We start from the raw sequence: 23,357 nt of genomic DNA on the forward strand, positions 1-23,357 counted from the left end.
AACATGACCGAGCTCGCGATCGACTGCGAGGGACTCGTGCGCATCTTCACCGCGCAGGGGGTCGAGGTGCAGGCCCTGCAGGGGCTCGAGCTGCGCGTGCGGCCGGGCGAGCTCGTCGCCCTCGTGGGGGCATCCGGGTCGGGCAAGTCGACGCTCCTCGGCATCCTCGGCGGCCTCGACCAGCCGACCGCGGGCCGTGCCGTCGTGGCCGGACACGACCTCGTCACGATGCGCGGCCGCGAGAAGCTCGACTACCGGCGCCGCACGGTCGGCTTCGTGTGGCAGCAGTCGGCGCAGAACCTGCTCCCGTACCTCGACGCGCGCGAGAACGTCGCGATGGCCCATGCCGTCGCGGGCGTCGTGCCGCGTGGCCGGCGCGCGGCGCTCGCCGACGAGCTGCTCGACCACCTGGGCGTCGCGGATGTCGCCGACCACCGCCCCGCGGAGCTGTCGGGCGGTCAGCGCCAGCGCGTCGCGATCGCCGTCGCGCTCGCCAACGAGCCGTCGGTGCTCCTCGCGGACGAGCCGACGGGCGAGCTCGACGAGGCGACGAGCGCCGAGGTGCTCGCGGTCATGGAGTCCGTCAACAAGCAGCGTGGAGTCACCACGCTCATCGTGACCCACGACCCGGCCGTCTCGGAGCACGTCGATCGCACGGTGCGCATCCGCGACGGCCGCACATCGGCCGAGACGCTCCGCACGACCAGCACCGACGCCGAGGGCCGCAGCATCCGCACGGCGGAGGAGTACGCCGTCCTCGACCGAGCAGGCCGGATGCAGCTGCCCGCCGAGTTCGTGTCGGCGCTGGCGCTGCGCGAGCGCGTGCGGCTGTCGCTCGAGCCGGACCACATCATGGTGCGGCCGGACCAGCCGACGAGCGGGCGGGGCGCGGCGCCGGTCGAGACCGGTGCGTCCGCTGGGCTGGAGGCCGCGGCGCCCGAGCCCGGGGCAGCGCCTGCGGAGCCCGGCGCGGCGCCCGCGCAGCCCGGCCCGGCGCCGGCTGCCGAGGTGGGTCACGAGCCCGGCGCCGCGCCCGCGGAGCCCGGCCCGGCGCGGGCGGCCGACGTGGGTCACGAGCCCGGCGCCGCGCCCGCGGAGCCCGGCCCGGCGCCGGCCGGCGGGGAGGACGGGCGATGAGCGTCGTGCTGCGGGCCGAGGGCCTCACGCGCATCTACCCCGCGCACGCCGGCGATGTCGTCGCCGTGCGGGACGTCGACCTCGAGGTCTCCAGCGGCGAGCTCGTCGTGCTGAAGGGCCGGTCGGGGTCGGGGAAGACCACGCTCCTCACGATGCTCGGCGGGCTGGACCGTCCGACGGCGGGCCGCGTCGAGGTCGACGGACGCGATCTCGCGTCACCGGGAGCCGAGGAGCTGCTCGGCACGCGCATCGCCTCGATCTTCCAGGGCTTCGGGCTCCTGCCGATCCTGTCGGCGGCCGAGAACGTCGAGGTGCCGCTGCGCATCCGGCGCATCGACCCGGCCGAGCGCGACGCCCGGGTCGCTGCGGCGCTCGAGGCCGTGGGCCTGGCCGACCATCGCAATCAGCGTCCTGGCGAGCTGTCCGGCGGTCAGCAGCAGCGGGTCGGCATCGCGCGAGCGCTCGTCGCCGATCCTGCGATCCTGCTCGCGGACGAGCCGACCGGCCAGCTCGACGCCGAGACGGGCGTGCAGATCATGGATCTCATCGCCGGCATCGTGCATCAGCGCGGCACGGCCGCGATCGTCGCGACCCACGATCCCGTCATGCTCGCGCGCGCCGACCGGGTCCTGGAGCTGCACGACGGCCGGCTCACCGTCCACCGCGACTGACCCGCGGGACGCGGCATCCGCAGTCGCGGCTCCGCAAGAGCCGTCGAGAATGCGCGAACGACGGCCCCGTGCGTCCCGGGTGGTCGTTCGCGCGACCTCGACCCCCGCCGAGCCGGGCGTCGGAGGTCCGCCGTAGGCTTGCTCGGTGAGCGTCCTCATCGGTCCCGACGGCGTCGCGCGGTGCGCGTGGGTCGGCGACGACCCCGAGTACCGCCGCTACCACGACGAGGAGTGGGGCACGCCGCTGCACGGCGACCGCGCGCTCTTCGAGAAGCTGAGCCTCGAGGGGTTCCAGGCGGGACTCTCCTGGATCACGATCCTGCGCAAGCGCCCGCGCTTCCGCGAGGTCTTCGAGGGCTTCCGGCCCGAGGTGGTCGCGACGTTCGGCGAGCCCGACGTCGAGCGGCTCATGGGCGATGCGGGCATCGTCCGCAATCGCGCCAAGATCGAGGCGACGATCTCGAACGCCCGGCTCGTGACCGAGATGGACGAAGGCGAGCTCGACGGGATGCTGTGGTCCTTCGCGCCGGACTCTCCGAGGCCGCGACCGCAGACGTTCGCCGACATCCCCGCCGTGACAGCGGAGTCGGCGGCGGCCTCGAAGGCGCTGCGCAAGCGCGGATTCCGGTTCGTCGGACCGACGACGATCTACGCCCTCATGCAGTCCGCGGGCATGGTCGACGACCACGTCGCCGGCTGCCACCGCGCCTCGAACTGACCCCTGAGCTCAGGTCCTCCTCCCGGTCGTCGAGCCCGCAGACGCGTCGGCCGCGGGCGCTGAGCTCGCAGACACATCGGACCGGAGCCTTCCCGGGGCGTCGGGAGCGACCCTCGGGCTTCGGTGTCGAAAATGCCTCTGGAACGCGCGCAAATCCGAGGAGATGGGCACAAACGAGGAGATCCTGGGGCGGATCGGCCCTCGATCAAGTCCATCTCCTCGTTTCCGACCGCGCCAGGCTCAGGAGCCGACGACCTCGAGCTCGGCGTTCACGGGGAGGTCCCACGCCGAGGGGCCGGCCGCGAGGACGTACGTGCCGGGCTGCACGCGGAGCGCGCCGGCGTGCAGCCAGTCCTCCGGGGCGCCCTCGAGCCGGACGGAGTCGTCCCACACCGCGAGGCGCGAAGTCCCGAAGGACAGCTCGACGTCCCGTGCCTCGCCCGGGGCGAGCCGCACGCGGCGGTACGCGACGAGCACCCGCTTCGGGGTCGGGATCGGGAGGTCGCCGCTCGGCACGGCGTAGAGCTGCACGAGCTCCTCGGCATCCCGTTCCCCGGCGTTGCGCACCCGCACGATCGCGCGTACGACCTGCTCGCCGTCGCGGGGCTCGAAGGAGGCATGCCGGTGCGTGGGGTTCCCGGCGGCCGCGAGCGCATCTGCCGTGACCGACTCGTACTCGACGCGCGAGTACGTGAGCCCGTGCCCGAACGCGAACGCGGGCGGCTCCGCCTGGTGGCGATAGGTCGCCCCTTGCCGTGCAGTGTCGTAGTCGAAGAGGTCGCCCGCCTGCTCCGGGGTCGCGGGCCAGCTCTGCGCGAGGCGGCCGTACGGCTCCTGGTCGCCGGACAGCACGTCGACGAGCCCGTGCCCGAGCTCCTGGCCGCCGTGGCTCGACCACACGACGGTCTCGGCATCCACCCCTTCGAGGATGTAGGGATAGCTCGAGACGATCGCGAGGACCGTGCGCGGGTTGGCGTCGCGGGCCGTGCGCCACAGCTCGGCGAAGGTCTCCGGAAGGTACAGGTGCGGACGGTCCTCCGTCTCGCGGCCCGCGAGGTGCGGGTCGTTGCCGACGGCCACGACGACGGCGTCCGCACGCGCGGCGGCCTCGGCGATCGCCTGCTGGCCCGACCGGATCGTCCGCACGACGAAGCGCTCGGCCGTCTCGAGGGTCGTCGCCTCGGCGGCCAGCAGGCCCGAGTCGCGGAAGGTCTGCAGCCACCGGCCCGAGCCGAGGTGCAGCAGCGACCACGTGCCGTCGGCGTGCACGTGGCGGCGGAAGCTCTCCTGAACGACCCAGCCGCCGACGCGGGCGGCGTCGGCGCGCAGCGGCCAATGCGCCCCCGTCAGGAGGCCTCCGCTGGCCCGCGAGTGGAAGGTGAGGATGCCGTCGCCCCAGTCGGTCACGTCGAACCATGCCGCGCCGCGGGCGGAGTCAGCGGCGGCTTCGACGACGACGCCGGCCCCGTCCGAGACGACGTACCTCCCGTTCGAGACGGCGCGGAGGGCGACGATGTCGGACCCCGTCACGACTTCGACCTCGGCATCCGGATAGCGCTGGTCGATGGCCTGCCCGATCCCCACGGCGTAGGGCGGCGTGCCGGAATACCAGTCCGTGAGGACCGCCTGGGCGAGTGGGCCCACGACCGCGATGCGTGCGTGCGCCGCGAGCGGCAGCACGCCGGCGTCGTTGCGCAGCACGACGACCGACCGGGCGACCGCCTCGCGCGCGAGGGTGCGGGATGCCGGAAGGTCGATGTCGTCGGCCGTGATCCCGCGGTAGGGGTCGGCGTCGCCGTCGAACTCTCCCGTGCGCAGGCGCAGCTCGAGCAGCCGCGTCACGGCCCGGTCGATGTCTTCGGTCGTCAATCGCCCGAACTCCAGCGCCCGGCGGAGGTAGCCGATCGTGGGCTCGGCGTTCGCGTCGTTGTCGGTGAACGAGTCCAGGCCCGAGCGCAGCAGCGCGACGGTCGCGCTGACGTGGTCGGGCTGCGCACGCTGCGTCGTCACGAGGAACGTGGGGGCGCCGGCATCCGACACCACCGCGATCGACTCATCCGACCAAGAGCGGGCCTCGGCCACGAGCTCGGGCTGCGTGTGGGCGGGCGCGCCGTTGACGCGGTTGTACGAGAGCATCATGCTCCCCGCGACGCCGGCCTCGATGGCCCCGCGGAACGCCGGGAGCTCCTCCTCGTGCAGCGTCCGCAGCGACAGCTCGGAGTCGGTGGTCGATCGCGCGGTCTCGTTGCTGTAGCCGAGGAAGTGCTTGAGCGACGGCACCGTCCGCCACACGCGCTCGTGGCGACCACGCAGTCCCTGCGAGTAGGCCGTCCCGAAGTGCGCCGTGAGGTGCGGATCCTCCGCGTAGCCCTCCTCGTTGCGCCCCCACGCGGGGTGGCGCAGCGTGTTGACGACGGGCGCCCACGCGTTGAGGCTCACGAGCGGGTTCTCGGCGCGCTTGGCGCGCACCTCGGTCGAGGCGACCTCGCCGACCCGCTCGATGAGGTCGACGTCCCACGTCGCGGCGAGCCCCACGGGCTGCGGGAAGACCGTGGCGGTGCCGAGCCACGCGACGCCGTGGAGCGCCTCGCAGCCCGTGCGGAACTCCGCGACGCCGAGCCGATCGATCGCGGGCGCCGCCTGGTGCAGCATCGCGAGCCGCTCGTCCAGCGTGAGCTGCGCGAGCAGGTCGCGGGCGCGGTCCGGGATCGGCCGGTCGACCTGCCGGAACACCGGCGTCGCCTGTACCTGGCGGAACGTCTCGGTCGTCATCGAACGGTCTCCTTCTGAAGCTGAGCGGCGGGAACGTCGACGAGCACGGCGGTGGCGCCGGGTGCGAGTGCGAGCCGGCCCTCGGCATCGGCCCCCGAGAGCAGATCACGCCCCGTCACCTCGACGTGCCGCGTCTCGGCGCCGTGGTTGAGCAGGAAGAGCGCCGGGCCGCGGCGCACGGCCTCGACGTCGTCGGGGAGGTCCTCGACGACGCCGACGACCCCGGCCGCATCGAGGGCTTCGCCGAGGACGGACTCGAGCGCGTCGTCCGACACGACGGCGCCGAGGTGCCACGCGGTCCCGAGGCCCGAGCCGTGGCGGGTCACGGCGGGCGCGCCGGTGAGGTGTCCCGCGGCGAAGCGCGCGAGCACACCGGCGCCCTCGGCGCGCAGCCGCTCACCGAGGACCGTCGCCGAGAACTCCCCGTCCGCCGAGCCGAAGCCGGGCGACACGGCGAGCGGCGTCGGCTCGTCCGGAAGGCCCACCCACTCCTCGCCGCTCGCGCCCAGCACGTCGCGCAGCAGCACGGGGGACCGGCCCTGCAGGATCGCGGCGTTCGCGTCGGCGACGCCCGAGAACGGGCCCACGACGAGGCTCGCGCCGCCCTGCACGGAGGAGCGGAGGGATGCCGCGGCATCCGGCTCGAGGATGTAGCTGTGCGGGGCGAGCACGACGCGGTAGCCGGACACGTCGGCGCCGGGCGCCACGAGGTCCGCCGCGATGCCGCGCCGCCACAGGACCCGATGCCAGCGCCGGACCTGCTCGAGGGTGTCGAGCCGTTCGGTCGGGCGGCCGGGCTCTTCGCCCGCCCACCACGAGGCCCAGTCGAAGAGGATCGCGACGGATGCCTCGACACGCTGCCCCGAGACCTCCCGGAGGCGGCGCAGCTCGTCGCCGAGCTCGCACACGGAGCGGAAGACCTCGGTGTCCGCGCCGGCGTGAGGCAGCATCGCGGAGTGGAAGCGCTCCGCGCCCGTGCGGGCCTGCCGCCACTGGAAGAAGCACACGGCGTCGGCGCCGCGGGCGACCGCCTGCACCGAGTCGAGCTTCGTCTGCTGCGGCGCCTTGGGCAGGTTGTGCGGGCGCCACGACGTCGCGCTGACGGCCTGCTCCATGAGCACCCACGGGCGGCCGCCGCCGAGCGAGCGCATGAGGTCGTGCACGAGCGCGGCGTCGGAAGCGGCGGTGGGGGACGAGTGGTCGATGTAGTGGTCGTTCGCGATGACGTCGACCTCGCCGGCCCAGGACCAGTAGTCGACGTGGCGGAAGAACTCCATGAAGTTCGTCGTGATCGGCTGCGTCGCGCCGGCCGCGCGGATCGCGTCCCGCTGCTCGGCGAACACGGCCAGCAGTTGATCCGACGTGTAGCGGCGGAAGTCGAGCGACTGCGCCGGATTCACGACGTAGGGCATGCGGCGCGGCGGCAGCACTTCGTCGAAGTCGCGGTACCGCTGCGCCCACACCGTCGTGCCCCACGCGTCGTTGAGCGCGTCGATCGTGCCGTGCTTCGCCCGCAGCCACGAGCGGAACTCGCGCGCGGCCTCGTCGCCGAAGTCGAGCTGCCCGTACTCGTTGCCGACGTGCCACATGCGTACAGCGGGATGCCGCGCATAGCGCGCCGCGAGGTCCCGCGTGATCGACAGGGCATGCTCGCGGTACACGCGCGACGCGGGCGTGAACTGATTGCGCGATCCCGCCGCGAGCCGGACGCCGTCGGGGTCGACGGGCAGTGTCTCGGGGTGCAGGAGCCCGAGCCACGGCGGAGGCGAGGCGGTCGGCGATGCGAGATCGACCGCGATTCCGTGGTCGTGCAGGATGCCGAGCACGTCGTCGAGCCACGCGAAGTCGCGCGCGCCCGGCTCGGGCTCGATGCGCGCCCAGCTGAACACGCCGACCGTGACGAGGTTCACCCCGGCCTGCACCATGAGCGCAGCATCCTCGAGCCATACGTCACGGCCCCACTGCTCAGGGTTGTAGTCGCCGCCGAAGCAGATGCCGAGGTCGTCGACGAGCGCGCTGAAGGCCTCGGTGCGGCGGACGTGCTGAATGTGTGTCATCGACTCTGGGACCTCTTCGCAACATCTTCGAAGCGCTTCAACACGGAGACCATATACTACGGGTTGTGTCGAAGTCCACGCAGAGTCGCGCGGCGCTCCATGAGCTGCGATCGAGCCGTCCCGCGGGGCGGTGGCTGGAGGCGTTCCCCGTCGGGAACGGCCTCCGCGGTGCCATGTGCGCCGGGCTCTCGGGTGGAGAGCGGCTGTGGCTCAACGACATCACCGCCTGGTCGGGCTCTGCCGACTCCGATCCGCTCGCGGGCGTCCGGACGCGCGGCGCCCAGGCCCTCCGCGAGATCCGCGCGGCGATCGCCGCCGGCGATCACGACACGGCGGAGCGGATGCTGCAGGGGATGCAGGCGCCGTGGGTCCAGGCGTATCTTCCGCTCGGCTGGCTGGACCTCGAAGTGCTGACGCCGGACGGTGAGCGCGCACGGACGGGCCACGATTCCGCGCATCGGCGCGTGCTCGACCTCGCGACGGGCACCGCGATCCACGAGTATTCCGCCGGCGGCATGGAGGTCCGGCATCGCACCTGGGCCGACCTCGCGACTGGCGCCATCACGCACGAGATCAGCGCCGACGGGCCGATCGGCGTCTCCGTCGCGACCGGGAGCCTCCTGCGCCCCCGCGGCGAGGCCCGCGTCGAAGGCGACGCCCTCGTGACGGACTGGTGGCTGCCGGTCGACGTCGCGCCGGGGCATGAGCATCCGGCCGAGCCCGTCCGCTACGACGACGCGACCGGGCGCCACGGGGCGGTCGCCATCCGCAGCGCCGGGCCGTGGACGATCTTCGACGGGCGCCTCGAGACGCAGGCGGCGACGACGCATCTCCTCACGATCGCGACCGCGACGGCTCCGTCCGTCCCCGGGATGCCGCCGGAGGCAGGGGATGCTGTCGCCCGCGCGATCGCGCTGCTCGACAGCATCCCGACCGCCGACGACGCCGCCGAGCTCGGGGCGCGGCTGCACGCGGCCCACGCCGCCGCCCACGGCGCGCTCTACGAGCGGAGCGCGCTCGAGCTCCCGTCCGCCGACGGCGCCGACGAGCTGGACAGCGACGAGCGCGTGCGCCTCGCGCAGGATCGCGAGGACGCGGGCCTCGCAGCGCTCGCCTACCACTACGGCCGCTACGTGCTCATCGCGTCGTCGCAGCCCGGCGGGCTCCCGGTGACGCTGCAGGGCATGTGGAATGCGGAGCTGCCGGGCCCGTGGTCGAGCGCCTACACGATCAACATCAACACGCAGATGGCGTACTGGCCCGCCGAGACGACGAACCTCGCGGAGTGCCACGAGCCGCTCCTCTCGTTCACCCGCCGGCTCGCGGAGGGCAGCGGCGCGATGGTCGCGCGCGAGCTCTACGGTGCGGACGGCTGGGTCGCCCACCACAATTCGGATGCCTGGGGCTTCGCGGCTCCCGTCGGCGCGGGGCACGGCGACCCGTCGTGGGCGAGCTGGCCGATGGGCGGCGTGTGGCTCGCACTGCACCTGTGGGACCACTGGGCCTTCGGGACCGACGAGGCGTACCTGCGCGACGAGGCCTGGCCCGTCCTGGAGTCGACGGCGCGCTTCGCGCTGTCGTGGATCAGCGTCGACGGCGACGGCGCGACGACGAGCCCCGCGACCTCGCCCGAGAACCGCTGGCTCGACGACGGCGGACGTGAGCGCGCGCTCGCCGCGACGACCGGGATGGACGTCGCACTGTTCCGCGAGCTCGCGGACGTGTGTCGCCGCGCGGCGGCCGAGCTCGGCATCCGCCCCGACTGGCTCGACCGGCTCTCGGCCGCGACGGCGGCCCTGCCCGATCCGGCCGTGACGGCTCGCGGCGGCCTCGTCGAATGGGACGAGGACCGGCCCGAGGCCGAGCCGCTGCACCGGCACGTGTCGCACCTCGTCGGGGTCTTCCCGTACGCGCAGATCACGCCGGACTCGACCCCCGAGCTCGCCCGGGCCGCGGCGCGGACGCTCGAGCTGCGCGGACCCGAGTCGACCGGCTGGTCGCTCGCGTGGCGCGCCGCGCTGTGGGCCCGGCTCGGCGAGGGGCGGCGCGTCCACGAGCAGCTCCAGCGGGCGCTGCGTCCCGCCGAGTCCGACGGGCACGGCGAGCATCGCGGCGGGCTGTACCCCAACCTGTTCAGCGCGCATCCGCCGTTCCAGCTCGACGGCAACCTCGGCTTCACGGCCGCCGTCGCCGAAGCGCTCGTGCAGTCGCACGACGGACGGCTGCGGCTGCTGCCGGCGCTGCCGCCGCAGTGGCAGACCGGATCGGTGCGGGGCCTGCGGGCGCGGGGCGGGGTCGTCGTCGATCTCGACTGGCACGACGGACGGCTCGTGCAGGCGAGACTGCACGCCGGCCCGCGCGCCGTGACAATAGGAGTGTCCGACCCGAACGGGCCGCTGGGCACGCACGATCTCGTGCCCGGCTCCGTCGTCGTGGTCGACGGAGGGGAGCGGGGCAGCTCATGGTGACCATCGCGGACGTCGCTCAGGCGGCGGGGGTGTCGATCTCGACGGTGTCGTACGTCATGAGCGGCAAGCGATCGATCTCGCAGGAGACTCGGGACCGCGTCGAGAGCGCGATCTCGACGCTCGGGTTCAGCCCGCACGCGGGCGCCAGGTCGCTCGCGTCGCGGTCCACGAACGTCATCGGACTGCAGGCGCCGCTGCGGACGGGCGTGGACGTCCACGTCATCATGCAGATCGTCACGGGGATCGTGACGCAGGCCCGCAAGCGCGGGTACGACATCCTGCTGCTGGCGAGCGACGACTCCAAGGCACTCGACCGCGCCGCTCGCGGCTCGATGGTCGACGCGCTGCTGGTCATGGACGTCGAGTCCGACGACCCGCGCATCGACACCCTCGTCGGGCTGCGGCATCCCAGCGTCCTCATTGGACTTCCCGCCGGGCGCCAGACGATCGCGTGCGTGGACTTCGACTTCGAGGCTGCCGGCTGGCTCGCCGTCGACCGACTCGTCGGCCTGGGCCACCGCCGGCTAGCGCTCATCGGGTCGCCACCCGAGGTCATGAAGCGCCACACGTCCTACGCCGACCGGCTCGCCCGCGGCTTCCTCGCGGCCTGCGAATCGGCGGGAGTCGTCGGCAGCGTGCACCCCTGCCCGAGCAGCCCCAAGGCCGTGGGGGTCGTGGATGCTGTCGCCGCCGACGATCCCGGGATCACGGGCTTCCTCGTCCACAACGAAGCCGCGCTCCCGCACGTCGCGGCGCGGCTCGGCGACATCGGCGCGGACCGCGGCGAGGAGTTCTCGATCGTCGCACTGTGCCCCGAGGACGTCGCCCGCGCCGTGCCCGGGCTCGCCGACAGCATCGCCGTGCCGGCCGAGGCCATCGGCATCGCCGCGACGGACATGCTGTGCGAATACCTCGCGACGGACGCCCGGCCCGGCGTGCTCCTGCTTCCCCCCTCGCTCGCGGGTGCGACCGCGCCGTCACGGTGATCGCCGCATGCGCATCGACCCTGAGAACCGCAGCCTCAACGGGCTCAGCACGTTCCTGTCGTTCGTCGCGCTGAACGTCGTCTACGTCGTGGCGTGCCTGCCCGTCGTGACGATCGGTGCCGCGACGGCCGCACTGTACGAGGTCATGATCCGGTTCGCCGACGAGGAGAGCGGCCGCCCGCTCAAGGACTGGTTCCCCGCCTTCCGGGCGAACTTCGTGCGCGCGACGCTCGTCTCGCTGTGGCTGCTCCCGCCCGTCGTGCTGCTCGCCTTCGCAGGGGTCTTCTGGATGTCGAACACGAGCATGATCTCGGGTGCCGCCGCGATCGTGGCCCTGATCGGCGCCGCGTACTTCCTCGCCGCGTTCCTCTACGGCATGGCCCAGGTCGCGTACTTCCGCAACACCGTCCGCCAGACGGTCAAGAACGCGCTGCTCCTGCCGGCGGCCGAGCCCGTGCGGACCCTCGGCGTCGTCGCGATCCCCGTCGCGGCCGTATGCCTCGCGGTCCTCTTCCCGCCCGTCGTGATCCTCCTCCTCACGATCGGGTTCACGATCGGCGCCTACGCGACGGCGCTGATCTTCCGCAGCGTCTTCGCCCGCCACCAGCCCCAGTAGCCCCGGACTCCGCGTCGGCGTGGGGCTCGGCATCCGCACCCCCGCTCGCCACAGCGTCGCAGATAACCACAGCGCAGCACCGACCCGCCGTCCGGGCGTGTGACATTGCGGCGATCTGCGACATTGCGGCGCGGCCGCCCGGCGCCCACCCGCGGTCGTTGAGCGAGCGCAGCGAGACGGAACGCCCGCACCCGGCGCCGGCACGGGGCGCAGCATCCGCCCCCTGCGCGCGGTTGAGCAGCGCCTCGAACCCCGCCACAACGTCGCCGATCACCACAAGGCAGGACCGACACGCCGCGCGGGCGTGTGACCTGGCGCAGATCTGCGACATTGCGGCGCGCGCCGGCAGTCCCCGCGGGCACGAAGAAGGGGCTCGGGATGCCGCACCCATCCCGAGCCCCTGGTTCACCCTTCGCGGGTCAGCTGGCGAACTCCTCCGTGACCGCGATGCGGGCGTCGTTCTGCGACTTGGCGTTGGCCATGTCGACCTCGAGCACCTGCTCGTAGCCGAGTCCGTTGGCGGTCTCGATGAGCTCGTCGAGGAGAGACTCGAACTGCGCGTCGTTCTCGGCGAAGACCATCTGCCACGAGTACTGCTTGATGATCTCCTTGACCTGGTTGCGCAGCGTCTCGGTCTCGGAGCTGTCGGCGGGAGCCGCGTAGCTCGCACCCGGCGCCACGAGGACCTGGTCGTTGGCCTGCAGGTACTCCATCGTCGAGGTGGCGTCGCCCATCTTGGCGGACCAGTCCTCCGTCAGCGGGTTCGAGATCGACGCCTGGTACGACGGCCAGAACGTGTAGCTGTACGGAAGCCCGGTCGCGGGGTCGGTGTCGATCGGGAGCACCGAGTTGATGTTCAGCGCCGAGACGCCGTCGGCGTACTCGCCGCCGCCCCACTCCTCGGGAACCGTCGCGCCGCCCTGGAGGAAGACCTCGTTGCCGAAGTCGGTGAGCTCGGGCTCACCGGCGTCGTTGAGGTCCCACGTGAGTCCCTGCGGACCCGCGGAGCCGCCCGTCTGAGCGCTGTTGGCGTACGCCCCCTCGGGCGAGTAGAGCCAGTCGATGAAGGCGGCGACACGCTCGGGGTCCTCGGCCTTGGAGCCGATCGCGAAGACCTGCTTGCCGCCGTACGCCTCGGCGCCGTACGAGAAGATCGTCTGATCCTTCAGCGGCACCATCTCGAAGCCCTTGCCCGCGGCCATGTTGTCCTCGGTGTTGTACGCGGACTGCCCGAGCCACGGCCACCAGGAGAAGAGCACCTGGCCGTTCTGGAACTTCGAGAAGAGCGTGTCGTAGTTCTGCGTCGTCGACTCGGGGTCCACCAGGCCGAGCTGGTTCGCCTCGTAGTAGAGGCGCAGGTTGCGGATGTACTCGCTGTCGGGGTCGAGGATGCTCTGGTAGTCCGAGCCGTCGGCCTTCGCGAAGACGAAGCCGATCTCGTCGTAGCCGTAGAAGCAGGCGGGCTGCTTCGCGGTGACCATCATGTTGCCGTCCCAGTCCTTGAAGAGCGAGAAGGCGTAGGTGGGCTGGCCGTTGTCGGCCGTCGGGTTGAGCTCCTGCATGTCCGCGAGGACGGGGAGGAGGTCCTCGAGGGTGTCGATCTCGGGGTAGCCGAGCTGCTGGTATAGGTCCCAGCGGACGTAGGGCCCGAACGTCGGGTTGAGGCCCTCGGACGGCTCGGTGGGAAGCAGCGACGACACCGAGGTGGGGAAGCCGTAGAGGCCGCCGCTCTCCTCGTTGAGGTGCTGGACCGAGGTGTCGAACTTCGAGAGGTTCTCCATCGCGGGGTAGTAGTCGGCCGCGTCGAGGACGAGCCCGCCGGCGATGAGCTCATCGAGCTTCTCGCCCTTGTCGGTGATGATGAGGTCGCCGAGCTCGCCCGCGGCGACGCGCGTGTTGTAGAGCGTGTCACCGCCGCCCGCGACGTTCGGGGCGATGATGTTCAGCTTCATGTTGAACTTGTCTTCGACGATCTTGGCGAACCAGCCCTGCTGGATGCCCATGTAGTTGGCGAGGCCGTCGAACACGTCGATGGTGATCTCTTCGTCCCAGGACGAGGGGAACGTGCCGGTCGCCGCCTTCTCTTCGCCGCCGCCGGCTGCGCAGGACGCCAGCGAACCCACGGCCAGGAGGGCCACGAGCGCCAGCGACGCCTTTCTCTTCAGCTTCATTGCTTTCCTTTCTTGGTGGTGGGGGTGGGTCAGCCCTTGACCGCGCCGAGCATGATGCCCTTGACGAAGAAGCGCTGGAACAGGGGGTAGATGAAGATGATCGGCAGCACGACGAGCACCGAGACCGTCATCCGGATGCTGGTGGGTGTCTGTTCGGTCGCCAGACCCGCGATCTGCCCGACGTTGCCGCCGGCGTTCTGCGCGGCCTGAGCGAGGCTGGATGCCTGGTTGATGAACATGTAGAGCAGGTACTGCAGCGTGTACAGCGACTGGTCGGTGATGTAGATCAGGGTGTCCTGGAAGCTGTTCCACTGCGTGACGGCGCTGAAGATCGCGATCGTCGCGAGGATCGGCGTCATGTTCGGCAGGTAGACGCGGAAGAACACCTGCAGGATGTTGGCGCCGTCCATCTCGGCGGCTTCCTGCAGCTCCCGCGGCATCGACTCGACGTAGGTCTTGGCGAGGATGACGTTGAACGGCTGCACGACGAACGGGAGCACGTAGACCCAGAAGTTGTTGGTCAGGCCGAGCGTCTTCATGATGATGAAGATCGGGATCAGGCCCGCCGAGAAGTACATCGTGATGATCAGGAAGCGGTACCAGAACTTCCGCCCCCACATCCGGGTCTGGGTGAACATGAACCCGAGGAACGCGGAGGCCAGCACTGTCAGGACCGTGCCGATGATGGTGCGGCCGAAGCTCACGATCGTCGCCATGGGCAGGCCCGGCAGCTGGAAGACCTGGGCGTAGTTGGACAGGTGGAACCCGGTCGGGAAAAGCCGTACGTCGCCGAGCGCGGAGATGTCGTTGGCGCTGACGGAGTTGATGATCAGGTAGTAGAACGGGTAGGCGCAGATCAGCGCGAAGAGCACGAACAGCGCGTAGTTGCCGATCCGGAACAGGACGTCGCCGATTGTGGCGCCGTGCCGCGCGGGCGGGATGGCGGCACCGGGCGCGGTGAGCGTCTGCGTCGCCGTCGGGGTCTGGGTGTGAGTCATCGCAGGGTTCCCCTCAGACGATCGATTCGCCGCGGACGCGCTTGGAGATGGCGTTGACGGTGAGCAGGAGGGCGACCGAGATGAGGCTCTTGAGCATGCCGATCGCGGTGGCCAGGGACAGGCTGTTGCCGGTCATGCCGATGTTGTAGACGTACAGGTCCAGCACCTGGATCCACTGCTTGTTGAACGCGTTCTGGAACACGTAGTACTGCTCCATGCCGTTGTTCAGGATGTTCGCGATGGACAGCAGCAGCAGCACGAGGTAGGTCGGCATCAGCTGCGGCAGGGTGATGTGCCACATGGTCTGGAATCGGCCGGCGCCGTCGATCTTGGCCGACTCGTACAGCGACTGGTCCACGCCGGCGATCGCGGCGAGGTAGATGATCGCGCCCCAGCCCAGGCCCTTCCAGATCGACCAGAGCGTCATGGTGAGCCACACGTTCTCCGCCGAGTCGAGGAACTTCAGCGGCGCCGTGATGAGGCCCGCGTCCATCAGCACGTCGTTGACCAGCCCCGAGGAGGAGAACAGGCTGAACGCGATCATGTAGACGAGGACCCAGGAGATGAAGTTCGGCAGCGCGGTGAGCGTCTGTACCGACCCGCGGAACCAGGACGCCCGGATCTCGTTGAGGAAGATCGCGAAACCCAGCGGCAGGATCGACGTCAGGATGCCGAGGAAGCTGATCGCGAGGGTGTTCAGCAGCACCTGCCCGATCTGCGCCATCTGCGTCGGCGAGGACACGAGCATCTGGAACCACTGCAGCCCGACGAACTCGCTTCCCTCCAGGCCCAGCGCGGGCTTGTAGTCGTACAGCGAGTACACCCACCCGTACAGCGGCAGGTAGGAGAACAGGAACGCCAGGATCAGGAACGGCAGGATGCACAGGAACAGCCGGAACGACGTCCTGCTTCCCGCGGGCTTCAGTCGCGAACCCCGCCGACGCCGGCGCGTGTTCTTCTCCAGGTTGCGCATCGCCGCTTCCTGATTGACCAGCTGATACTGCGCCTGGGTCGTCATCGGCTCGCCGTCCGATCGGAGGCACTCGCAGGGGATGCTGCCGGGTGGGGCTGACGTCGCTCCATGTCACTCCCTCGTGTACGTGGCGTTCGAGCCTCCGCCCGCGGGCGGATCCCTCGAAGTGGATCGAAGCGCTTCGATTTCGAACCGCTTCGATAGGAAGATTAGGCGGGTCTGGACGACCGCGTCAAACATCCGATGTAACGGGGAGGTAACGATTGGGAGCGCTCCCGCGCGTTTCCGCCGCGGATTCCGGCCTCCGAGCGCGCTTCCCGCACTGTGCGAAAGAAGTCATGCGCACGTAACAGAGCCGTTCCCCGCGCGCTGTTACGCTCCCGGCAGCGAGCAACACAGCTGGGCGGGGCTGCCATCGGACCGCCTGGTCCCGTTCCTTGCCGCCCCCGCTGAAATCCATGTTCGAGTTCACTGAGGGGGCACTCGTGAAGAAGCATGCACTGGGTCTGGCGGCGACGGCGGTCGTCGCGGGACTCGTCATGTCGGTCGGCGTCGCCGGGGCGGCGAATGCGGCCGACGAGATCATCGGTCAGGGGTCGGTCACGCTCGACTTCTCCTCGACGCCGGGCTCGGTCGAGGTCGACGTCTGGACCAAGAACCTGTCCACCGTCGAGGCGTGGGGGAGCGCCGTCGTGCAGGATGCCGGCGGCACGCTGTATCCGTTCGGTCCGCGCCTGTACGCACCGGGCGAGGAATGGACCTTCTCCCAGACTCTCGCCGGGTACACGTGCGCCGATCTCGGCGGTGCGAGCGCCGTCGCGTTCGGATTCGGGGCGCAGGACGCGGTCGAGGCGGCCTGGAGCTCGGGCCTCGTGCGCTACCCCGATCCACGCGTGACCGTGATCGGATGCCCGACTCCGAATCCGACCGCGGAGGAGCCGGAGGAGCCGGAGGAGCCGGAGGAGGAGCCCGGCGTCACGCCGACGGACGGCGGCACGACGACCCCGGCGGTGCCGACAGCCTCGGGGGTCAACACGCTCCCGGCGGCGAAGACGGATGGGGCGCTCCTCGCGCACGACTCCTCGACTTCACCTCTGTTCGGGATGCTGTCCACTCTGGGCGCCCTCGTCGCCACGGGCGCAGGCGCCGTCATCGCGGGAGCGCGTCGGCGCCGATGACCCGCACCGCTCCGTCGCCGCGAGGGGTGCTCTCCGTCGCGGCGGCCGCCCTCTGCCTCGTCCTGTCGGGATGCGCCGTGCCCGGGCAGGACGAGGCAGGGGTGCTCGCGGCGCCCGGCTTGACGGTCGCCGCGCCGTCGGCGTCGGCGGAGCTCGCCTCGCCGCGCCTGGACCACGTCCCCGTCGCGCCGCCCGAGCGCCTCGTCTTCCCCGCGGCCGGCATCGACGGTCCCGTCGAGGAGTACACGGCGGCCGAAGCCGAAGCCGAGGGCGGCATCAACCCCGCGACCCTCGACACGATCTCCTGGTACTCCGGCATCCGGGACCCCATGCCGGGGTCGGATGCCGCCAACACGGTCTATCTCTTCGGGCACTCGTGGGTCGAGCCCGCCGTCTTCAACGGGCTCACCGGCGTGCATGCGGGCGATCGCGCGACCGTGACGACCGCCACAGGCGATCTCGTGTACGAGGTCGACGAGATCATCACGATGGCCAAGCCCGATTTCACACAGGACCCGCGCGTCGTCGCCGTCGTGCCGGGCCGCCTCGCGCTCGTGACCTGCCACCGTCCGGACGGCTGGGATCCCTCCGCCAGCGCTCCCGACAACACGGTCGTCTTCCTCCACCTCGTCGAGGCGCGCTCCGCCGATTGAGGCCACCCCGCGTCCGCGATCTGGGGCAGACTGGCGGAGGTTCAGCCGAGGAGGGCACGCGTGGCACACAGTCAGCAGTCGGGCGAGGCGCACGTCGCGGATTCGCACGAGGTCATCCGGGTGGTGGGGGCCCGCGAGAACAACCTGAAAGGCGTCGATGTCGACATCCCGAAACGCCGCCTCACGGTCTTCACGGGTGTCAGCGGCTCGGGCAAGTCGTCGCTCGTCTTCGGCACGATCGCGAACGAGTCGCAGCGCCTCATCAACGAGACCTACCCGACGTTCGTGCAGCAGTTCATGGGGCAGCTGAGCCGGCCCGACGTCGACGCGCTCGAGAACGTCAGCCCCGCGATCATCGTCGACCAGGAGCGCATGGGCGCGAACGCCCGCTCGACGGTCGGCACCGCGACCGACGCGCACGCGATGCTGCGGCTCCTCTTCAGCCGCATCGGGCAGCCGCACGTCGGCTCGCCGCAGGCGTTCTCGTTCAACATCCCGTCGGTCTCCGGGGCGGGAGCCGTCACGTTCGAGAAGGGCGGCAAGACCGTCAAGGAGCGCCGGTCGTTCGAGATCACGGGCGGGATGTGCTCGCGCTGCGAGGGCCTGGGCGAAGTGAGCGACATCGATCTCGACGAACTCTTCGACCGGTCGAAGTCGCTCTCCGAAGGCGCGATCACCGTCCCCGGGTACAATGTCGACGGCTGGATGGTGCGGCAGTTCTCCGAGTCCGGCTTCATCGATCCCGACAAGGCGATCGAGGACTACACGGAGCAGGAGCTCGCCGACTTCCTCTACAAGGAGCCCACGAAGGTCAAGATCCAGGGGATCAACATGACCTACGAGGGCCTCGTGCCCAAGCTGACGAAGTCGATGCTGCAGAAGGATCGCGAGTCACTGCAGGCGCACATCCGGGCGTTCGTCGAGCGCGCGGTCAAGTTCATGCCCTGCCCCGACTGCGGCGGCACGCGGCTCAACGAAGGCGCGAGGTCGTCGAAGATCAAGGGCATCAGCATCGCGGATGCCGCGGCGATGCAGATCACCGACCTCGCGGTCTGGCTCGACACGATCGACGACCCCGAGGTCGCCCCGCTCATGGCGGGCCTGCGCCAGACGATCGCGTCGTTCATCGACATCGGTCTCGGCTACCTCTCGCTGGACCGCTCGTCGGGCACGCTCTCCGGCGGCGAGGCGCAGCGCGCGAAGATGATCCGCCACCTCGGTTCCGCCCTCACCGACATCTCCTACGTCTTCGACGAGCCCACGGCGGGCCTGCATCCGCACGACATCCAGCGGATGAACCGGCTCCTGCGGCTCCTGCGCGACAAGGGCAACACGGTCCTCGTCGTCGAGCACAAGCCCGAGGTCATCGAGATCGCCGACCATGTCGTCGACCTGGGTCCGGGTGCCGGGCGCGCGGGCGGCGAGATCCAGTACGAAGGGGATGTCGCGGGCCTCCGCGCCTCGGGCACCATCACGGGCCGCCACCTCGACGATCGCGCGCGCCTGAAGCCCTCGACGCGCTCACCTAAGAGGGCGCTCGAACTCCGCGGCGCGACGCAGCACAACCTGCAGAACGTCGACGTCGACGTCCCCCTCGGCATCCTCACGGTCGTGACGGGTGTCGCAGGGTCGGGCAAGTCGTCGCTCATCCACGGCAACGTGCCGGCGTTCGACGACGTCGTCGTCGTCGACCAGTCGCCGATCAAGGGCAACCGGCGGTCGAGCCCCGCGACCTACACGGGCATCCTCGACACGATCCGCTCGGCCTTCGCCAAGGCGAACGGGGTCAAGCCCGCGCTCTTCAGCGCGAACTCCGAGGGGGCCTGCCCCGCGTGCCGGGGCCTGGGCGTCATCATCACGAACCTGGGGTTCACGCAGACCGTCGAGACGCTGTGCGAGCTGTGCGAAGGATCGGGCTTCAGCGACGAGGTCCTCGAGTACCGGCTCGACGGCAAGAACATCGCCGAAGTGCTCGCGATGTCGGCGGGGGAGGCCGCGGAGTTCTTCGCGAAGGGACCCGCGCACACGATCCTCGTGCGGATGGTCGACGTCGGACTCGGCTACATCACGCTGGGCCAGGCGCTCAACACTCTGTCGGGCGGCGAGCGTCAGCGGCTCAAGCTCGCGATCTCGATGGCGAAGAAGGGCGCGATCTACGTGCTCGACGAGCCGACGACGGGACTGCACCTCGCCGACGTCGCGAACATGCTCGCGATGCTGGACCGCCTCGTCGAGGCGGGCAACAGCGTCATCGTCATCGAGCACCACCAGGCCGTCATGGCCCACGCCGACTGGATCATCGATCTCGGTCCCGGCGCGGGCCACGACGGCGGCCGGATCGTGTTCGAGGGCACGCCGGCGGATCTCGTCGCGACGGGCGAGACCCTCACCGCTCAGCACCTCCGCGAGTACGTCGGCGCCTAGCGCCGCCCGTCGGTCCGGGGCGTTCCGTCTCGCTTCGCTCGCTCAACGACCGAAACTCCGGGCGTTGAGCGAGGGAGCGCAGCGACCGAGACGAAACGCGCGAGCGCTCGACAGGCACCTCGCAGGCATCAGGCGATCGCGGCGTCGCGGAGATGGCGCTCGCCGTGGCGCAGGACCTTGACGACGATGCCGCGCCGCGCGAGCTCCGCGATCGTGCGCGTCTCCTCGTCGGTGTTGCGTCCCAGGGCGTGCACGTCGGTCACGACGACGACGTCGCCGCGGACGAGGCGGCCGAAGAGCCGCACGAGACGCTCCTCCCACGACTCGAGGGTCTCGGGAGCGGGGTGGCGGAAGCCCTCGATCGGCACGCCGAAGCGCGTGAGCTCGTCGCGCTGCTCGACGATCGACGGCATGTCCTCGCGCGCGATGACGAGCCCGACGAGCCGCGAGCCCGCGGGCCGCGCCTGCCACCAGTCGCGGTCGCGCTGCAGCTCGGTGAAGCACTTCGGGCACTCCGTCGCCTCGTGCGTCGTCGTCGGCGAGCCCGTGTCCGCGACCGGCTCGACAGCATCCTGAGCGTGCGTCGTCTCTGACATGGCCCACCTCCCCGTCTATTGTGCACCGCGCCGGGACCTGCTGCGGTGCGCGTGCACCCGGGCCGACGCGACGTCAGTCGCCGCCCTCGAGCCGCAGCTCGAGGCTCAGCTGATCCGCGTCGAGCTCGGCGAGCGCGTGCCGCAGCACGGGGGTGCTGTACAGGCCACCCGACGACAGCTCCGTGAGCCGCTCGCGCATGGCGTCGATGAGCGCGAGCCGCAGCTCGAGGCCTTCTCGCAGCGCCGCCGTCGCATCTTCGTCGGGCGGCTCGATCATGCGCGAGCCGACGCGGTCCACGAGCTCCGCGTCGAAGGCGGACCCGTCGCGCTTGGCGAGCGATCCGTCGGAGAGGGCGGATGCCGCGGCCTGCCGCAGCTCGTCGTCGAGGCGCACCTGCTCGGCCCGGTTGACCTCGTCGGCGGCCGAGTCGTCGATGCGCAGCATCCGGACGACCCACGGCAGCGTGAGCCCCTGCAGCATGAGGCTTCCGACCGCGACGAGGAACGCGACCAGGACGAGGAGCGGGCGTTCGGGCGCCTCGCGCGGGAGGGTCTGGGCCGCGGCGAGCGTCACGACCCCGCGCATGCCCGCCCACACGATGACGGTCCCGTGCTTCCAGCCGAGCGGCGAAGCCTGGTAGTAGTCCAGGTCGGCGAGGAGGCGCGCGACGCGGTTCCGTCCCATCGTGAGGCGGCGCTCCCGCTGCGCCGGATCGGCGGACTGCCACGAACGGCGCGCGCTGCGGCCCGCACGGCGCGGCCGCGGCGGCGGAGGTGCATCGGGGTTCGCCGCGATCGCCTCGAGTCGATCGTTGAACTCCTCGACCCGCGCGCGCCCCGCGAGCTTGCGGCGGGCGCGCCGGCTCTGCAGCCACACGAGCAGCGAGACGTACGCCGCGCGCACGAGCATGATGATCGCGAAGGCGGCCAGGGCGAGTTCGACGGCGTGCCCGAGCCCCTGGTCGTCCGCGGCGTTCTGCTCGAGCAGCTCCTTGAGCTCGAGTCCCATGAGGAGGAAGACCCCGCCCTCGAGGACGAGCTCGACGGTACGCCAGTTGAGCTCGTCCGACAGTCGCTGCTCGGGAGTGAACCACCGCGCCGCGCCCTGCCCCGTCACGATGCCCGCGACGACGGCTGCCACGAGGCCCGAGCCCTCGAGCTGCTCGGTCGGCAGGTACGCGATGAACGGCACCACGAACCCGATCGCGGTGTTGGCAGCGGAGTTGCGGATGAGATGGCGCAGGCGCAGATTGAGCCAGCCAACGAGCGCGCCGATCACGACGGCGATGAAGACGCCCCACGCGAAGGCGCCCAGGACGCCGCCCTCGGGAACGCTGCCGGTCACGAAGATCGCGACCGCGACGCGCAGGACCACGAGCGAGGTCGCGTCGTTGAGGAGGCTCTCGCCCTCCAGGAGCGTCACGACGCGTCGTGAGATGCCGAGCTTCTTGACGATCGCCGTGGCGACAGCATCCGTCGGGCTCAGGATCGCGCCGAGCGCGAGGGCGAGGTAGAACCCGAGCCCCGGGATCATCGCGTTGAAGAAGAACGCGAGGGCGATCGAGCTGAACACCACGAGGAGCACCGAGAGCCCTGCGACGGCGCCGAAGTCGCGCCGGAACTCGATGGCGGGCAGGCGCACGGCCGCCGCGTAGAGCAGGGGCGGGAGGATCCCGACCAGGATGATCTCGGGATCGACGTCGACGCCGGGGACGAACGGCAGGAGGCTCACGCCGAGCCCGATCGCGACGAGCAGCAGAGGCCCCGCGATCCCCACCCGCGGCGCCACCGACGTCGTCACGGCGACGACGAGGATGGCGACGATCGCGAGGACGAGCGGGTCCATCGACTAGAGCACGCCCAGCTGTCGCACGGCCTCGCGCTCGGCCTCCAGCTCGGCGACCGATGCGTCGAAGCGGGTGCGAGCGCGCTCGTCCAGGTCGAGCCCCTCCACGACGCGGTAGCCGGAGCCGTCGGATCTCACGGGGAAGGAGCACACGAGTCCCTCGGGGACGCCGTACTCGCCCTGCGACACGACGGCGGCCGAGGTCCAGACCTCGCCCGTCCCGCCCTGTTCGTCGCGGACGTGCTCGATCGCGGCGTTCGCGGCCGAGGCGACCGACGACGAGCCGCGCACTTCGATGATCTCGGCGCCGCGCTTGGCGACGCGGGGGATGAAGACGTCGTCGAGCCAGGCCGTCGCCGCCTCGAGCCCGCCGAGCCTGTCGGCGAGGGCGTCGATCACCATCCGGTCGCCCCCGCCGACGACCGCGTGGGCCACATCGGGGAACTGCGACGCCGAGTGGTTGCCCCAGATCGCGACGCCCTCGATCTCGTCGGGCCGCACGTCGAGCGCCTCGGCGAGCTGGCCGACGGCGCGGTTGTGGTCGAGGCGTGTGAGCGCGGTGAAGCGGTCGGACGGGATTTCGGGCGCGGATGCCGCGGCGATGAGCGCGTTCGTGTTCGCCGGGTTGCCCACCACGACGACGCGGAGGTCGTCCGCCGCACCGGCGCCCAGGGCCGCGCCCTGCGGGCCGAAGATGCCGGCGTTGGCGGCGAGGAGATCCGCGCGCTCCATGCCGGGACCGCGCGGGCGTGCCCCGACCAGCAGCGCGATACTGCACCCGTCGAACGCGGACTCGGCGCTGTCGGTCACGTCGACGGAGTCCAGGAGCGGGAAGGCGCAGTCCTGCAGCTCCAGGGCCGCCCCCTCGGCGGCGCGCATGCCCTGCGGGATCTCGAGAAGCCGGAGACGCACGCGGCGATCGGGTCCCAGCATCCCTCCCGCGGCGATGCGGAAGAGCAGCGCGTAGCCGATCTGTCCGCCCGCGCCGGTGATCGTGACGGTCGTGGAAGTCGTCGACATGCCCTGAGCCTATTGCGGCCTCGAATGCAAGGGGGGTGCGATATCCGGGCTCTTCCGGGGACCGCAGAGTACC

Annotated in this window: 17 protein-coding genes; 9 read left to right on the plus strand and 8 right to left on the minus strand. The window is 71.1% G+C overall.

Annotated elements, in window-relative coordinates; translation table 11 throughout:
* Nucleotides 1–3: 3 nt before the first annotated feature.
* The 3 genes from ABZ477_RS09630 to ABZ477_RS09640 all read left to right on the plus strand — a co-directional run bounded on the left by ABZ477_RS09630 (nt 4) and on the right by ABZ477_RS09640 (nt 2,526).
* A complete protein-coding gene (locus ABZ477_RS09630; protein WP_360131524.1) occupies nt 4–1,137 on the plus strand; it encodes an ABC transporter ATP-binding protein in 1,134 nt (377 codons plus the stop codon).
* Nucleotides 1,134–1,808, plus strand: a complete 675-nt coding sequence (locus ABZ477_RS09635) for an ABC transporter ATP-binding protein (protein ID WP_360131527.1) — start codon at nt 1,134–1,136, stop codon at nt 1,806–1,808. Before ABZ477_RS09630 ends, ABZ477_RS09635 begins: the two co-directional genes overlap by 4 nt.
* Nucleotides 1,809–1,953: 145 nt before the next feature.
* On the plus strand, nt 1,954–2,526 hold the full coding sequence (locus tag ABZ477_RS09640) for a DNA-3-methyladenine glycosylase I (protein ID WP_360131530.1): 573 nt from the start codon (nt 1,954–1,956) through the stop codon (nt 2,524–2,526).
* 240 nt (nt 2,527–2,766) lie between these two features.
* Here the strand turns inward: ABZ477_RS09640 and ABZ477_RS09645 are convergent, their stop codons facing one another.
* A complete protein-coding gene (locus tag ABZ477_RS09645) occupies nt 2,767–5,298 on the minus strand; it encodes a glycoside hydrolase family 3 C-terminal domain-containing protein (RefSeq protein WP_360131533.1) in 2,532 nt (843 codons plus the stop codon).
* Nucleotides 5,295–7,355, minus strand: a complete 2,061-nt coding sequence (locus tag ABZ477_RS09650) for a beta-galactosidase (protein ID WP_360131536.1) — start codon at nt 7,353–7,355, stop codon at nt 5,295–5,297. Before ABZ477_RS09650 ends, ABZ477_RS09645 begins: the two co-directional genes overlap by 4 nt.
* A gap of 65 nt (nt 7,356–7,420) precedes the next feature.
* Here ABZ477_RS09650 and ABZ477_RS09655 point away from each other — a divergent pair, with 65 nt between their 5' ends.
* Genes ABZ477_RS09655 through ABZ477_RS09665 form a run of 3 tightly spaced genes read left to right on the plus strand, consistent with a single transcriptional unit; the run spans nt 7,421 to nt 11,425 of the window.
* Entirely contained in the window at nt 7,421–9,823 is a 2,403-nt protein-coding gene (locus tag ABZ477_RS09655; RefSeq protein ID WP_360131539.1) for a glycoside hydrolase N-terminal domain-containing protein, read from the plus strand.
* Entirely contained in the window at nt 9,817–10,809 is a 993-nt protein-coding gene (locus ABZ477_RS09660; RefSeq protein ID WP_360131542.1) for a LacI family DNA-binding transcriptional regulator, read from the plus strand. The genes ABZ477_RS09655 and ABZ477_RS09660 overlap by 7 nt, the downstream gene beginning before the upstream one ends.
* A gap of 7 nt (nt 10,810–10,816) precedes the next feature.
* A complete protein-coding gene (locus tag ABZ477_RS09665; RefSeq protein ID WP_360131545.1) occupies nt 10,817–11,425 on the plus strand; it encodes a YesL family protein in 609 nt (202 codons plus the stop codon).
* A 419-nt stretch (nt 11,426–11,844) separates the two neighbouring features.
* Here the strand turns inward: ABZ477_RS09665 and ABZ477_RS09670 are convergent, their stop codons facing one another.
* Genes ABZ477_RS09670 through ABZ477_RS09680 form a run of 3 tightly spaced genes read right to left on the minus strand, consistent with a single transcriptional unit; the run spans nt 11,845 to nt 15,612 of the window.
* Nucleotides 11,845–13,596 carry an extracellular solute-binding protein gene (locus tag ABZ477_RS09670; protein WP_360131548.1) on the minus strand — a complete coding sequence of 584 codons (1,752 nt, stop codon included), beginning with the start codon at nt 13,594–13,596 and terminating at the stop codon, nt 11,845–11,847.
* 29 nt (nt 13,597–13,625) lie between these two features.
* Nucleotides 13,626–14,594 (minus strand): carbohydrate ABC transporter permease, encoded by a 969-nt coding sequence (locus tag ABZ477_RS09675; RefSeq protein WP_360131551.1) that lies wholly within the window; start codon nt 14,592–14,594, stop codon nt 13,626–13,628.
* 13 nt (nt 14,595–14,607) lie between these two features.
* Entirely contained in the window at nt 14,608–15,612 is a 1,005-nt protein-coding gene (locus tag ABZ477_RS09680; protein WP_360131554.1) for an ABC transporter permease subunit, read from the minus strand.
* A gap of 440 nt (nt 15,613–16,052) precedes the next feature.
* On the opposite strand from ABZ477_RS09680, the gene ABZ477_RS09685 reads away from it, so the two are divergent.
* From ABZ477_RS09685 to ABZ477_RS09695, 3 genes are read left to right on the plus strand one after another with little or no spacing between them, the layout of a single operon-like run.
* Nucleotides 16,053–16,745, plus strand: coding sequence for a hypothetical protein (locus ABZ477_RS09685; RefSeq protein ID WP_360131557.1), 693 nt, complete (start codon nt 16,053–16,055; stop codon nt 16,743–16,745).
* Nucleotides 16,742–17,398, plus strand: coding sequence for a class F sortase (locus tag ABZ477_RS09690; protein WP_360131559.1), 657 nt, complete (start codon nt 16,742–16,744; stop codon nt 17,396–17,398). Before ABZ477_RS09685 ends, ABZ477_RS09690 begins: the two co-directional genes overlap by 4 nt.
* Nucleotides 17,399–17,458: 60 nt before the next feature.
* Nucleotides 17,459–19,822: an excinuclease ABC subunit UvrA gene (locus tag ABZ477_RS09695; protein ID WP_360131562.1), complete on the plus strand. Its 2,364-nt coding sequence runs from the start codon at nt 17,459–17,461 to the stop codon at nt 19,820–19,822.
* Between the two features lie 128 nt (nt 19,823–19,950).
* On the opposite strand, the gene ABZ477_RS09700 is transcribed toward ABZ477_RS09695, so the two are convergent.
* The 3 genes from ABZ477_RS09700 to ABZ477_RS09710 form a co-directional block, all read right to left on the minus strand.
* A complete protein-coding gene (locus ABZ477_RS09700) occupies nt 19,951–20,418 on the minus strand; it encodes a recombinase family protein (protein WP_360131565.1) in 468 nt (155 codons plus the stop codon).
* A 73-nt stretch (nt 20,419–20,491) separates the two neighbouring features.
* Complete coding sequence (locus tag ABZ477_RS09705; protein WP_360131568.1) at nt 20,492–22,264, minus strand: cation:proton antiporter; 1,773 nt, start codon at nt 22,262–22,264, stop codon at nt 20,492–20,494.
* A gap of 3 nt (nt 22,265–22,267) precedes the next feature.
* The gene (locus tag ABZ477_RS09710) at nt 22,268–23,284 is read right to left on the minus strand and encodes a malate dehydrogenase (protein WP_360131571.1); all 1,017 of its coding nucleotides are present in this window, start codon (nt 23,282–23,284) and stop codon (nt 22,268–22,270) included.
* Between the last annotated feature and the right edge of the window lie 73 nt (nt 23,285–23,357).

This window comes from Microbacterium sp. NPDC019599, assembly GCF_040632175.1.
GTDB lineage: Bacteria > Actinomycetota > Actinomycetes > Actinomycetales > Microbacteriaceae > Microbacterium.

Bases quoted from the DNA above. Each gene is read 5' to 3' on its own strand.
- ABZ477_RS09630 (WP_360131524.1), top strand. From the start codon at position 4: ATGACCGAGCTCGCGATCGACTGCGAGGGACTCGTGCGCATCTTCACC.
- ABZ477_RS09635 (WP_360131527.1), top strand. From the start codon at position 1,134: ATGAGCGTCGTGCTGCGGGCCGAGGGCCTCACGCGCATCTACCCCGCG.
- ABZ477_RS09645 (WP_360131533.1), bottom strand. From the start codon at position 5,298: ATGACGACCGAGACGTTCCGCCAGGTACAGGCGACGCCGGTGTTCCGG.
- ABZ477_RS09650 (WP_360131536.1), bottom strand. From the start codon at position 7,355: ATGACACACATTCAGCACGTCCGCCGCACCGAGGCCTTCAGCGCGCTC.
- ABZ477_RS09660 (WP_360131542.1), top strand. From the start codon at position 9,817: ATGGTGACCATCGCGGACGTCGCTCAGGCGGCGGGGGTGTCGATCTCG.
- ABZ477_RS09665 (WP_360131545.1), top strand. From the start codon at position 10,817: ATGCGCATCGACCCTGAGAACCGCAGCCTCAACGGGCTCAGCACGTTC.
- ABZ477_RS09670 (WP_360131548.1), bottom strand. From the start codon at position 13,596: ATGAAGCTGAAGAGAAAGGCGTCGCTGGCGCTCGTGGCCCTCCTGGCC.
- ABZ477_RS09675 (WP_360131551.1), bottom strand. From the start codon at position 14,594: ATGACTCACACCCAGACCCCGACGGCGACGCAGACGCTCACCGCGCCC.
- ABZ477_RS09680 (WP_360131554.1), bottom strand. From the start codon at position 15,612: ATGACGACCCAGGCGCAGTATCAGCTGGTCAATCAGGAAGCGGCGATG.
- ABZ477_RS09690 (WP_360131559.1), top strand. From the start codon at position 16,742: ATGACCCGCACCGCTCCGTCGCCGCGAGGGGTGCTCTCCGTCGCGGCG.
- ABZ477_RS09700 (WP_360131565.1), bottom strand. From the start codon at position 20,418: ATGTCAGAGACGACGCACGCTCAGGATGCTGTCGAGCCGGTCGCGGAC.
- ABZ477_RS09705 (WP_360131568.1), bottom strand. From the start codon at position 22,264: ATGGACCCGCTCGTCCTCGCGATCGTCGCCATCCTCGTCGTCGCCGTG.
- ABZ477_RS09710 (WP_360131571.1), bottom strand. From the start codon at position 23,284: ATGTCGACGACTTCCACGACCGTCACGATCACCGGCGCGGGCGGACAG.